Origin of the sequence: Granulicatella sp. WM01, from assembly GCF_004570605.1 — a bacterium.
Lineage (GTDB): Bacteria > Bacillota > Bacilli > Lactobacillales > Aerococcaceae > WM01.
In genome coordinates this window covers 1-13,707 of the sequence record NZ_SPPB01000051.1, presented here as the reverse complement: position 1 = coordinate 13,707, position 13,707 = coordinate 1, and the positions used below count along the sequence as shown (strand labels likewise).

Sequence of the window (13,707 nt, the reverse complement as noted above, 5' to 3'; positions counted from 1 at the left end):
ATAATATGATATTTAATATGATGTTGCACGTCTTGAGTTAGCCAATTTTCTGGAAATTCAAATTCTTCTTCCAATTTCAATAATTTTCTGGTATTCTTATCCATGTGAAGCACCTCTTTACTATTTTGTCTCAACTTATAGTTTACTGGTTTGCTTCACTTTTTTCTATAAAAAAATAATCGTGTTGGCGAACTTTTTTGTTCACCAACACGATTTATTGTACACCCTAAATAACCTGCTCAAAAGTCTTGACTTAAACTGTTGACATGATAAAGCTAGATGTTGGGACAAACAGATTATGCCAATATATACATTGGTAAATTTGTCTTGAATAGAATATATGATTAGATACTTTTACATTGCAAGATTAATCTTGACCAAGCCAGTGCAACAATTAAATTTATTCATAAGTCATCATTGAACATTGATGAAAAATCAAATTTAATTCATAAGTTTAATAATGAATTTGCTGTTAAACGAAAAGTAGAAAAGAGTAAACATATATTCTAATCTTTTTTGTATTTTAAAAAAATATAATGTCTACAATATAAATGTTTTCTATTTTTTTAGTTGGAAATTGATTTCATACAAAAAAAGAATATACTTTTATTATGTTAATAGACAAACGAAACCTAGGAAGAAGAATTCTACATGTGTAAAGTAAAACGTAGAGGTATTGCTCTCACTTTATTGATTATTATAAAAATAATAGACGTATCCTTAAAAAATTTTTTATTAGTTTATTAAATTATACTGTTGTTACTTGTTCTTTTATGTGGATTGTTTGCACTTTATTAAATAAAGAGTATCATTTGAGCCAGTGGATTTATATTTCTTTATTATTTAAATTCTCTGAATTTTTTTATGAATTGAAACGTAAAAAAGAATTAGCAATATTGTGCATTATAATATTTTGTTATGACAACAAAGTGTTGATTCTATACTCTTTGGTGTTGATAGCTTCCTTTAGGAATCTATCAACACCTTTTAAATTTGTATACATTCCCTCATAATTAAAAAAGAGAACTATCATGTGCAACATTCAACATAGACTAATTTTAAATGATGAGAATAATATTAGACAAACTTATTAAAATAGTTGAATGTTTATAAAAACAGATTTGTCATATAAAAAATCGTGTTGGTGAATAAAACAAATTCACCAACACGATTAATCTTTACTCTTCAATATTCAATTCATTATAAACCCACATGAATATATTGTCCTAATGCAGCAGTACTTGCTGGAATGGTACGTGTCGAAATAACAAATGCTCCTTGCACATTCATCTCAGATACAACGATTGAACCGTCTGGATTGACACTTTCAACAAATGCTACGTGCCCATAATATGACATTCCTGGCACACTACTTGTGAAAGAAACTATTGTTCCTGCTTGAGGTGTATTAGTTACAGTGTAGCCATACGAACGGGCATAGGTTCCCCATTCTCCACCATTTCCCATTTTTCTATAGGGAATAGGCGCTCCTAATTGAGCAACACGGTTATACACATACCATGTACACTGTCCAGGCACTCCGCCATTTACAGCAGCAATATAACTTGGACTTGGCGAAGCATAATGTCCACCACCTGAAATATATCCTGCAGATTGAACAATAGGTACTTCTACAGACGTGTTATCTACTGGCGATACCTGTGTCGTGTTAACAACAGCTGCCGATGGTTCTGTTCTTACTAATGTACTAGCAACATGATTATTCTCTTGAGATAAACGTGCAGCTATTGCACTTTGTTGTTCAGCTTGACGTCTTTCCTCTTCTTGTTGTTTATACGTTGTAATCAATTCTTGTGCTTTTGCAACTTGCGCTTGTAATTCAGCGTTTTGTGAATTAGCTGTTTCACTTTGTGATTGTAAATTTGCAATCGTTGTTTCTAACTGTGTTCGACGATTAGCTTGTTCCAGTACTAGTTGTTGCAATTCCGATGCACGCTGTCCTTGACTTGCTAATTGTGTATTTAATTCTTGATGTTTACGTTCAACAGCTTCTTTATCTTCTTTTTGTTGCTTCAACGTTGTTTGCGATGCACTCGTCAATTCTGCCATAGCAAACATTTTTTCAAATGCTTCCACGATAGATTCAGACGTCCAAATCGCCTCTAAAAAAGAATCTCCTGGACTGTCAGTTTGCATATAACGTACTTGCGCCTCAATTTTAACTGCACGTTTTGCAATAGCATCTTTCAAATAACTAATTTCATCTTCTAACTTACTAATATCTTCTTGCGTTTGCTGAATAGTTTGTTGTAAATGAGCCACTTCTTTCTCAGTTTTTTCCATTTCTGAAATAAGAGATGTCAAATTTCCTGTATTCTCTTCTTTTTGAGCATTCAAACTTTCTAACAGTTGATTATTACTCTCAATTTGTTGTTGATGTTGCTCAATAGCTCGACTCTTTTCTTGAATTTGAGATGCGTAATCTTCAGCAAATGTTATTGTTGGAGTTGCCAATACACTTGTTAACACAAGCACTGAACAACATAACATTGTGCGTTTCCTCATAATTCATCCCTCCGATTCTTATTTATCATATAGAATAGCACTATTCCTGATACCAAACAACCACAAACATATTACTTTAATATTACAGTTCGTTTACAAGACACTAAACTTAACGTCCGTTTTATGTGTCTTATTTTTCAGCACGCCTAATTATAATGGTTTATTTATTTTTTTTAGTATATTATAATGATAAAGTGAATATATTTTTACGGAGGATATTATGCTATTTAAAAAAGAAACAACCTACCCAATAACATTAGACAATAACCAAACATTACCTTGGACATGCTATCATTACATCAATCGACAACAGGATACCCATTTGATTGACAAATTAGCAAGTGGCGAACTATTTCACATCAAACATCCAAAAACACAAGAAACCATTCCATTTACATATCCTTGTTTATTTGAAGACACTCAAAAACAATTTTTAGTCTTTTTTATTCCAGACAATGTTGTTCCTTTAGAAGAACTATCTACTCAGTTGTTTGAAGGAACACACAATGACTATAGTCAATACACCATACGTGTAACAACTTATTTAACTGAATTTTTAGAAAAGATTAATATTTTAGATTATGGTATGTTAGACACAGAAGTTGAATGCGTGAAATTACTTACTCATACATTATTACAAGAGCAACAACTCATTCAAAAACCTGTTCGCCTTTATTTTTACGAGCAAAACAACAAGCCTGCTATTGCTATTGTTACAGATGAACACCCCTCTGTTAGTGAGTATAAAAAAGAACTTGTCGATATTGTTCATCAACGTGTTAATGAACAATTATATCTTTCAACTGGGTGCATTCATCATGTTGATGCCAACTGGGCAATTGACACACTTCAATTAAGATAGGAGATTTTTATGACTTTTACATTACAGCAGACTATTAACTTACCAGATATAAATAGTATTGGGTATGTTTATGAACATCAAAAGACCAAAGCTAAAGTTTTTCATATCGCAAACGACGATTCAAACAAAACCTTTTCTATCGCATTTGCTACACCACCGTACAATGATAATGGAATTGCACATATTTTAGAGCATTCCGTATTATGCGGTTCTCGTAAATATCCAACAAAAGAGCCTTTTGTTGAACTGATGAAAAGTTCTTTAAACACATTTTTAAATGCTATGACTTTTTCGGATAAGACTATCTATCCTGTCGCTTCACAAAACGATAAAGATTTTTATCATTTAATGGACGTGTATTTAGATGCCGTATTCTTCCCTAATTTATTAACAAACACAAATATTTTAAAACAAGAAGGCTGGCACTATCATCTTGAGCATGCTGATGAGGAATTAAGCTATACTGGTGTTGTTTACAATGAAATGAAAGGTGTTTTCTCTGATCCAAATCAAGTTATTCAGCGTGCTATTCAAAGTGCATTATTTCCAGATACTATCTATGCACACGAGTCAGGAGGAGATCCTGTTGCTATCCCTCAACTAACACAAGAAGAATTTGTTCATTTTCATCAAACGTACTATCATCCAAGTAATTCATATACAGTATTATATGGAAATATGGCTATTGAAGATAAATTAGGTCATTTAGACGAATATTTTGACTTATTTGACTACCGTCAAATCAATTCTTTAATAAGCGAACAAATGCCTTTTAAAGAGTCAAAAACATTAAATTTATCCTATTCCATTACAGAAGAAGAAAGCAATGAGAATAAAACATTTATTGGATTGGATTTTGTCATTGGCAAAAGCACTGATGTGGCATTAAACATTCAATTCTCTATTTTATCAGATATTTTATTAGGTTCTGAAGTATCACCACTACGCCAAGCACTCATGGCTTCAAATATTACGTCTGATGTTTCAGGATATTTCGACTCATTTGCTGCACAATCCGTGTTCAATGTCCTCATTAAAAATAGTCAGGACAAGCATGTTGAAACATTTAAATCCATAGTCCTTAATACATTACATCAACTTGTTCAAGAAGGCATTAACTCCAAACTGATTACAGCTGCTATCAATAAGGCAAAATTTAACTTAAAAGAAGCAGAGCAAGGTGGGACACCTAAAGGTGTATCATTTGCCATTTTGACCACAGATATGGCACTCTACAATGGCGAAGCATTTGGAAATTTACAGTTTGAAAAACACATCCGTTACATAGAAGAGCATCCTGAACGATTTGTAGAATTAATCCGTCATTATTTACTGGATAATCCACACATGCTCTTAACAATTGCTTCACCAGAATACAACTTAAACGATCGTACTTTTGAACAAATACACCATTCATTACAAAATTATAAAGCAACACTATCTCAAAAAGAGATTGATCATCTTGTACAACAAACACATGACTTAATCGCTTATCAAAATCAGCCGGATAGCCCCGAAGCATTAGCATGTATTCCAACACTTTCTTTAGATGACTTAAATCCTAAGGCTAAAGAACTTGAATTAGTTGTTGAGCATGTCAATGATGTGACCTATTTGCATCATCCCTCCTTTACAAGTGGTATTGATTATATTAGCTTTCACTTTGACTTATCTCATCTAACATTAGATGAATTACAATATGCTAGCTTGATGTCTCGCTTATTAGGTAATCTATCAACTACACACTATAGTTTGGAAGATTTAGTCACAGAAATAGATAGTCACACCGGTGGCATTAGCTTTGCAACAAGTGTTTTTAACGAAAGTACAAAAGACCAACGTTTTGTTCCAAACTTCATAGTTAAAGGAAAATCATTCACAGATAAAGTTGACACACTACTTCATCTTATACAAAATATTTTACAACATACACAATTTCAACAAAAAGATAAATTAAGAGAGCATATCCATAAAATTAAAAGCCATTTAGAAAATCATTTTATATTCCAAGGACATCTTGTTGCTTTATCACGCTTAAGAACATATTATGCCAAATCTGCTAAATTAGATGATTATTTAAACGGTATTTCATTCTATCAATTTATTTGTACATTAGCACAAGAATTTGATGAGCGCTATATACAAATTAGTCAAATGTTAGAATGTGTCTTTGCAAAAACTTTTATCCAAAATAATCTAATTGTAGGCTTTATCGGTGTTCAGCAAGACTATATTAACAAAAAAAATACTATACACCAATTTGTGACAGCATTTAACCATATCACATTGACAGCACAATCTCTTGATTTACCAGTAGCCATACAAAACGAAGGATGGGCATTTGCCTCTGATGTGCAGTACGTAGCACAAGGATTTAACATTTCACTGGACGGCTTGTCCTACACTAGTCAACTCTTTGTGCTAAAAAACATCTTATCCCTACATTATTTATGGAATAAAGTACGTGTACAAGGAGGAGCTTACGGTGCTTTCACACTCATTACGCGTGATGGCGATATTTCATTTATTTCTTATCGTGATCCACACACAACAAATACTATAGAAATATACGAACAAGCCTCTCAATTCATCGACGATTTACAATTAAATACACAAGAATTAACTAAAGCTATTATTGGCACAATCGGCGAAATAGATGCTCCACGTTCTCCTAAATTATACGGAGAAGCAGCATTTCTTCGTTACCGTTTAGGTATAACATTTGATATGGTTCAGCAAGAACGCACTCAAATTTTACAAACGACATTACATGATTTAAAACAATTATCGTCATTCATTCAAACTGCAATGAATCATCATGCACGTTGTATTGTTGGAAATAAAAAATCTTTAGAACAAACAGGCAATTTATTACATAACATTCAAACTTTAATCCAGTAATAGAGATGGATTTTCAATCTATTTACACTAAGAACACTATTATGGTGTTGCCCTAACATAAACACTTGATAACAACGCACAATAAAGGAATTGCAAAAAACTAAGCATTGTCTGGAGAAATATATTTAAAACTGTGAGAAAACTTCGTTTATAGACGAAATTTTCTCACAGTTTTTGTTATTTAAAGACTTTTTCCTCTTTTACTTAAACTTTGTTTAGCCATTCTGTATTATCATTTGCTCTATTTCAGTATAAAAACAACATTTAACACAACACATAACTCTATTTTTTTGACAGGCAACATTGTTCCTATAATAAACACAATTATCCTGTTTCATAACGTTTCAATACTCCTCTATTTTTATATTTATTTTATTGTGTATTATTCTACGACAGAATTAAAATTCTTACCTAATTATATGTCATAAACCACGTTAACTTTGCACGTTATGAGATATATGCACTCTTTATTGAAAAAAATCGTGTTTTATTATAAAAATTAAACATACCGGTTGCAATTCTATTTATTTTCCTATAATATGATAGGTAGAATTTCATTTTATAAAAAGGAGGGAATTTCATGAAAAAAATGTTGAATGAATTAAAAGCATTTTTATTCCGTGGAAATGTTTTAGACTTAGCCATAGCTGTTGTTGTTGGTGCTGCGTTTAAAGCCATTGTTGACTCATTAGTTACTGATATTATCACACCAATTATTGGAGCTATCTTTAATGTAAAAAGTTTCAAAGCACTTCAACTAGGTGTCATTAACATTGGAAGTTTTATTGATGCCGTGATTAATTTCTTAATCATTGGAACAGTTTTATTCTTTGTTGTGAAAATGTCAGAAAAATTAACATCTTTACGTAAAGAACAAGAAGCTAAAGATGTTGAAAATGCACCAGCTGGCCCTACACAAGAACAGTTGTTGGCTGAAATTCGCGATTTATTAAGAATTAGATAATTCTACGCAATTATTCTCTCTATTACTCAAATGGGTAATAGAGTTTTTTTATGTTTCTTTATATCTTAGTCATCTAGGTACACAATAAATCGTGTTGATAAACAACAAGAATTCCCAATACGATTATTTTTATCTTACCAAGAAAGCAAAACTGTTTTTTATCAACACTGCTTAACAAAGAGTCATTCATTTTTCATATTTATTCAAAACTGGCTCTTTTTTTATTGTTTTATTTTGTTAAACATCTAACACTTTTATCGTTATTTAGTACATGTATATACATAAAAAAACAGTCGGAAAACCGACTGTTTTGAGGGATATATGTTTTCTAAATCTTTAAGGGAGAAGATTTAGTTCATTAAATAAAAGGGAGATTTAATGAAAAATATAGGGAATACTTCAAATTTCTTTGAAGCAAATATATTGTACAACATATTTCTAGTTTTTACATTAAAAAAAGATTAAAATATATTTACATTTAAATTAAATATATTTCGTGATACCATTTCCATATAATATACTTATAAAATTACACATGTGTATACATTTAACTATATAAATGACAGTGATTTTTATGCATTTTTAGCAAGTGAATGTTTTACTTTTGTTTCCACGAGAACTCTAGTTGCTCTGCAATAAAAAATAAAATGTCCTCTCTCCCCTTACTTGCTGTACATTGAACACCTAGGGGTAATCCTTTTTCATTTTGGTAAACAGGCAGACTAATTGCTGGTTGTCCGGTTAAATTCACTTGTTGAGTAAACGGTGTTAATGTTAATCCTGGTAAAAACATATCCCACACAATTTTTTCTTTTTCTTCTTGAGAAAACTCTGTTATATGTTCAGCAATATCGTTTAAATGCGAATCAACACCATACTCATCTATTTTAGGGGCATGTGTTGCAGTCGTAGGCGTGATAAATACATCATAATTTTTATGAAAATGATACATCATTGCACTCGTCTCGTCCCAAAGACTTAAAATCGCTGAATAATCACTAGCTTTAACGTCTTTTCCAGCTTGGTAAATAAGCCATGTCATCACTTCCATATCTTCTTTCCTAATTGTTCGCTGTAATGATTTTTCAAGGGAGAAAAACATATTTGCTGTTTCTACACTATTCATAACGTAGTAGCTTTCCATTAAAGTAATACCATCTAAAGCAGGCTCTTTTTCACTGACGTCATGACCTAGATCTGAAAGTATACGAACGGTTTTCAAAACGGCTTCTTTTGCGCTTTGACTAACAGGCGTCCCAACTGGTGAATTTAAACTATATGCGATTTTTAACCTTCCTAAAACACTTGAATAATTTTTAGGCAACGTAAATGGACTATCCCACTGTTCTGTCTGCATACCATAAAATAAGGCTTTTGTATCCTGTAAATCTTGACTTAAAGCAAAATGGATAGACGCTCCTTGCCAAGAACGATAATGATACGGACCAACTGGCATACGTCCACGTGTTGGTTTTAATCCAATTAACCCTGTCCAACTAGCAGGGATACGAATGGAACCACCACCGTCACTAGCACTAGCAATAGGTACCATTCCACTTGCCACTGCACTAGCAGCACCACCACTTGAGCCTCCTGCATGGCGAGATCTATCTAAAGGATTACGTGTTGTCCCATACAAATCAGATTGTGTATAATTTTTAAATCCATATTCAGGTGTAGCCGTTTGTCCAACAACAATAAAACCTAGGTTTTGAAGAGATTGAACAAAATAATCTGTATACGTAGAATACACATTTTGTAACAATTTAGATCCTGCCGTGTTTTTCTCGCCTTTGAGATGTTGTGACAAGTCTTTTAAAAGGATAGGCACCCCACCAAATAGTTGATTGGAAAAATCTCTTGTTCTAGCTTCTATTAAGGCTTTTTCATAACGTTTGGATACGACTGCTTGTAAGTTTGAGTTTAGTGTCTCAATTTTTTCTATTGTAGCACTTACTAACTCTTCTACAGAAATACGCTTGTCTTTAATTTGTTTAGCATAGTCTAAGGCTGTACTCATTTTCTCACCTGCACAATATATACTTTCAAATAGTTTGTTTGTTCTAATGTAGATAACGTGGTAAAATCCTGCGGCAATCTGAAGATACGTTGAATACGATACGATTGCTCCAGCTCTTTAAATGCCGTATCAATCATTTTTTCAAAATCCATAACTGAAAAATTAGCCGCATTTGTTGACACAATAATATGTCCATTCGGTTCAGTTAGTGCAATAGCATCTTGTAGTAAGGACTTATAATCTTTTACAACTGAAAACGTCCGTTTTTTTGTACGTGCAAAACTTGGTGGGTCTAATATAACCCAATCAAATGCTAGTTTTTTCTTTTTAGCATAATTAAAATAATCAAACACGTCCATGACGTAACAGCGATGATTATCCATAGAAATATTGTTTAAGGCAAAATGTGCCTCTGTTTTTTCAATACTCCGATTAGCCACATCAACACTAACACTTTGTTTAGCCCCTCCCATAGCTGCAGCTATAGAAAATGCACCTGTATAACTAAATGTATTCAATACCGTTTTCCCCATAGCATGTGCTTTTAAATATTTTCTTATCTCTCTTTGGTCTAAGAAAATCCCTGTCATTAAGCCCTCATTCATAAAGGTTGAAAATTTCACATCATTTTCACTTATCGTAATTTTATCTTGAGGAACACCAAGAACAAATCGTGTATCAAAGTGAGCTTTTTCATAACGTGCTTTCTCATAAATTGATTGACAGTTTGGCATCAACGCCTTAAAGCAAGTAATAATCTGTTCTGCATATTGATATAGAGCGACAGTATACCAAGAAAAAATAGCCACTTTATCGTACAAATCAATAGTAAGACCACCCAATCCGTCTGATTCTCCATTAAACAGTCGATAAGCATTACTATGAATGGTCATCTTATCTCTTTTTTGAATGGCTTGCAGTAGCACTTTCTCAAAGAATGTTGCGTCTAAATGAACATCTTTTTGTCTTGTAAATACCCACCCTATCGCACGATTTTGTTTTCCAAGTAATGCTTTAGCTAAAAATTGTTTTGTTTGAGCATCAATAAGATGTACAATTTCTCCTTCTGCCCATACGTCAATGTTTTGAATATCTTTTTCAGTAATTAACGGATTTCCTTTTTTTATATTTTGTACACTTTGCTTTTTCATCAATAATTGCTTAATTTTTTGTGACATAACTGCCCCCATTGTTTTTATTTATACTATAGCACGAGCTTATCCCATAAGACAACTTTATGTTGTGCAAATGATTTCTGGACATCAATAATACGTTGATTTTTACTCCCACGAAATTGTAAGGTTAAATCTTTTTGTGTGATATCAAAACGCCCGTCTACTAAAATATCAATTTGTTTTAGTAATTCTAGTTTATCGTCACTTTCACTCATCAATTCTTCCCATGTGTATCCTGTCCATGACCAAATATCTTTTTGCTGATTAAATTTTTCTCTAAATGCATAAACTAATGATAAACACACGTGCGTATTTAAAAAAGGTTCTCCGCCTAATAATGTTAACCCTTGACAGTAGGGCTGAGCAATATCATTTAAAATCCGCTCTTGCAACTCTAATGTATATATTATTCCATAATTAAAGTTTTGCGCCACTAAATTATAACATCCCTCACAAGCGAATTTACATCCACTTACATATAAGGAGCAGCGTACCCCTTCTCCATCAACAAAATTATACGGTTTATAATCAGCAATCTTATGCCGACTATACACATCTGATAACCATTCTTTTGGTTTAGGATTATTCATTGTTTCCTCCTTACTCAATAGTTTATTAAAACACTAGACAATCTGAAATATATCCTTTATCTTATTGATAGGACTGAGCAAAAACTAGAATTTTAGCCTTTCGATTAAAATTTAAAAAATTGAAAACAGCTTAGCATCAACATTTCTGATAACGTCATTATAAGCTATTTTTTATTTTAAAGACTTTTCCCAGTCCCATCTGCCATATTTCTGTTTCATCTTTGTTGTTTATGAACAATTTTAGCATAATATGCTCAAGCAAATACGTTGTATCACTAATCTTTTGAGGTATATGTATCTGTAACTTGCCAAAGGATACTTCGTTCATCATTCAAACGCACATGCTTCACACGTGAAGAAATTTCAACATGTCGCCCATGCACCATAGGTCTAGCCTGTGGATTTCCTAAATAACCACATGTCCGTTTAACAACATCACATGTTTTTGGATTTGTATTGCTACAACTTGGGCATTTAAACCCCTTAGCAGTAGGCATAAAATCTCCATCAAATCCACATTCATAACAATGATCAATTGGTGTATTTGTGCCAAGATACCCTATCCTATCATAAGCAAAATCCCATACTGCTTCCAATCCTTTCGGATTTTGTTTCATAACAGGATACTCACAATAATGGATAAATCCACCACTTGAAAAATATGGATAATCTTTTTCAAATTCTATTTTTTCAAAAGGTGTTGGATTCTTACGCACATCATAATGGAAACTATTTGTATAGTATTCCTTATCTGTTACATGGTTAACATATCCAAACTTTTGTGTGTCTAAGCGACAAAATCTGTCTGTAAGGCTCTCGCTCGGTGTGGCATACACACTAAAATGATACCCATAACGATTTCCCCAATCGTCAGTATATTGTTTTAAAGTTTTTAAAATGTCTAAAGTAAACTGCTTTGCCTGAGTGTTATGTTCCCAATCTGATCCATAAAAGACTGTCGCAACTTCATATAATCCAATATAACCAAGGGATACTGTTGCACGTTTATTCTTGAACAATTCGTCCACCGGCTCATCAATACCTAAACGTCTACCAAAGGCTCCATGCATATATAATATAGGTGCATTAGTAGGAAGAGCATCTTTAACACGATTGACACGATATGTCAAAGCATCATGACAAATGGATAATTTATCATCTAAAATTTGCCAAAAAACATTCATATCTCCACTGGACTCTAAAGCAATACGTGGCAAATTAAGAGTCACAACACCTAAATTCATACGTCCAGCGTTAATTTCTCTACCTAAATCGTCCTGCCAACCTTGTAAAAACGACCGACATCCCATAGGCACTTTAAAACTCCCTGTTAATTCAATAATTTTATCATAACTCAACACGTCAGGATACATACGTTTTGTCGCACATTCAATAGCCAATTGTTTAATATCATAATTAGGATCTGTTTCATGTAGGTTTAATCCTCTTTTTAATGTAAACACCAATTTTGGAAAAATGGCTGTGCGTGCTTCTTTCCCAATACCTTTAATACGTACATTTAAAATGGCTTTTTGGATTTCTCGCTCAAACCAATTTTTTCCTAGCCCAAATCCTAAAGTCGTAAATGGTGTTTGCCCTTGCGAAGAATACAACGTGTTTATTTCATATTCAAGAGATTGCATAGCATCATAAATGTCTTTGGTAACTCTCTCTTTTGCGTATGCTTCTTGCTTTTCTTTTTGTTCAATCCACTCTTTAGCCACATTCAAATGTTTTTGATAATTCAATTTAGCGTATGGTGCTAATACTTCATCAATTCTATCTGCTGAACACCCTCCATACTGACTTGAGGCAACATTAGCAATAATTTGTGCCATTTGTGCAGTCGCCGTTTGAATAGACTTAGGACTTTCTACTTCTGCATTACCAATTTTGAACCCTTGCTCAAACATACTCTTAAAATCAATTAAACAGCAATTTGTCATAGGCATATAAGGTTGATAATCTAAATCATGATAATGAATATCTCCTTTCAAATGCGCATTTGCCACATGCTTAGGCAACAACTTCAATCCCATTGCTTTAGCTAATGTTCCAGCAGTCAAATCCCTTTGTGTATTAAACACATCACTGTCTTTATTAGCATTTTCATGAATAACCGTCTTATCTCTATTCATTAATTTATCCATTAAATAATGAATATCACTTTCACGATCTTGATTGACGTATTTTGTTGTTTGATAATAATGGTACCGTCCCTTTAAATCCCGAGTTTCTTTGGTATCTAACTTTTCCAATAGATAGTCTTGAATATCTTTTGTATAGATTATCTGGTTCTCTTGTTCAGTAATCCACTTATCAACAGACAAAACAACTGTATTTAATATATTTTCTGGTAAGTCGCCTAGGCGAAATAAACTATTTCTCAACTTTCCAATATAATAATTTTCAACTCGTCCGTCACGTTTTATAACTTTCATGTGTTCATCTCCTTACCCTCTTATAATTCACTTTATTTAGTATATATTGTATATCAAAACAAAAACAAACACAACATATTGTATCTATTATTTTTATAATGTATCAATCGAATGTGATAATGTCTTAAAGTAATCGAATGACAAAATGTCCCAAAATGATAAACTAGAGATATGAAAAGGATAGAATTAACAGTGAATGAAATAAAAAAATATAACGTCATCAAAGCC

At 32.6% G+C, this 13,707-nt stretch carries 8 protein-coding genes; 3 read left to right on the top strand and 5 right to left on the bottom strand.

What is annotated here, in order from left to right; genetic code table 11:
* Window positions 1-1,200: 1,200 nt before the first annotated feature.
* Window positions 1,201-2,526 carry a CHAP domain-containing protein gene (locus E4T68_RS06980; RefSeq protein ID WP_135125468.1) on the bottom strand — a complete coding sequence of 442 codons (1,326 nt, stop codon included), beginning with the start codon at window positions 2,524-2,526 and terminating at the stop codon, window positions 1,201-1,203.
* Between the two features lie 220 nt (window positions 2,527-2,746).
* Between E4T68_RS06980 and E4T68_RS06975 the strand changes: the two genes are divergently transcribed.
* The 3 genes from E4T68_RS06975 (at window position 2,747) to mscL (ending at window position 7,253) form a co-directional block, all read left to right on the top strand.
* The gene (locus E4T68_RS06975) at window positions 2,747-3,388 is read left to right on the top strand and encodes a CpXC domain-containing protein (RefSeq protein WP_135125466.1); all 642 of its coding nucleotides are present in this window, start codon (window positions 2,747-2,749) and stop codon (window positions 3,386-3,388) included.
* Between the two features lie 9 nt (window positions 3,389-3,397).
* Window positions 3,398-6,289, top strand: coding sequence for an insulinase family protein (locus E4T68_RS06970; RefSeq protein WP_135125464.1), 2,892 nt, complete (start codon window positions 3,398-3,400; stop codon window positions 6,287-6,289).
* A gap of 589 nt (window positions 6,290-6,878) precedes the next feature.
* The gene (gene mscL, locus E4T68_RS06965) at window positions 6,879-7,253 is read left to right on the top strand and encodes a large conductance mechanosensitive channel protein MscL (RefSeq protein ID WP_135125470.1); all 375 of its coding nucleotides are present in this window, start codon (window positions 6,879-6,881) and stop codon (window positions 7,251-7,253) included.
* 598 nt (window positions 7,254-7,851) lie between these two features.
* Here the strand turns inward: mscL and E4T68_RS06960 are convergent.
* The 4 genes from E4T68_RS06960 to nrdD form a co-directional block, all read right to left on the bottom strand.
* Complete coding sequence (locus E4T68_RS06960) at window positions 7,852-9,273, bottom strand: amidase (protein ID WP_135125462.1); 1,422 nt, start codon at window positions 9,271-9,273, stop codon at window positions 7,852-7,854.
* The gene (locus E4T68_RS06955; RefSeq protein WP_167753853.1) at window positions 9,270-10,451 is read right to left on the bottom strand and encodes a class I SAM-dependent rRNA methyltransferase; all 1,182 of its coding nucleotides are present in this window, start codon (window positions 10,449-10,451) and stop codon (window positions 9,270-9,272) included. Before E4T68_RS06955 ends, E4T68_RS06960 begins: the two co-directional genes overlap by 4 nt.
* A 26-nt stretch (window positions 10,452-10,477) precedes the next feature.
* Window positions 10,478-11,038 carry an anaerobic ribonucleoside-triphosphate reductase activating protein gene (gene nrdG / locus E4T68_RS06950; protein WP_135125458.1) on the bottom strand — a complete coding sequence of 187 codons (561 nt, stop codon included), beginning with the start codon at window positions 11,036-11,038 and terminating at the stop codon, window positions 10,478-10,480.
* Between the two features lie 275 nt (window positions 11,039-11,313).
* Entirely contained in the window at window positions 11,314-13,479 is a 2,166-nt protein-coding gene (nrdD, locus tag E4T68_RS06945) for an anaerobic ribonucleoside-triphosphate reductase (RefSeq protein ID WP_135125456.1), read from the bottom strand.
* Window positions 13,480-13,707: the final 228 nt, after the last annotated feature.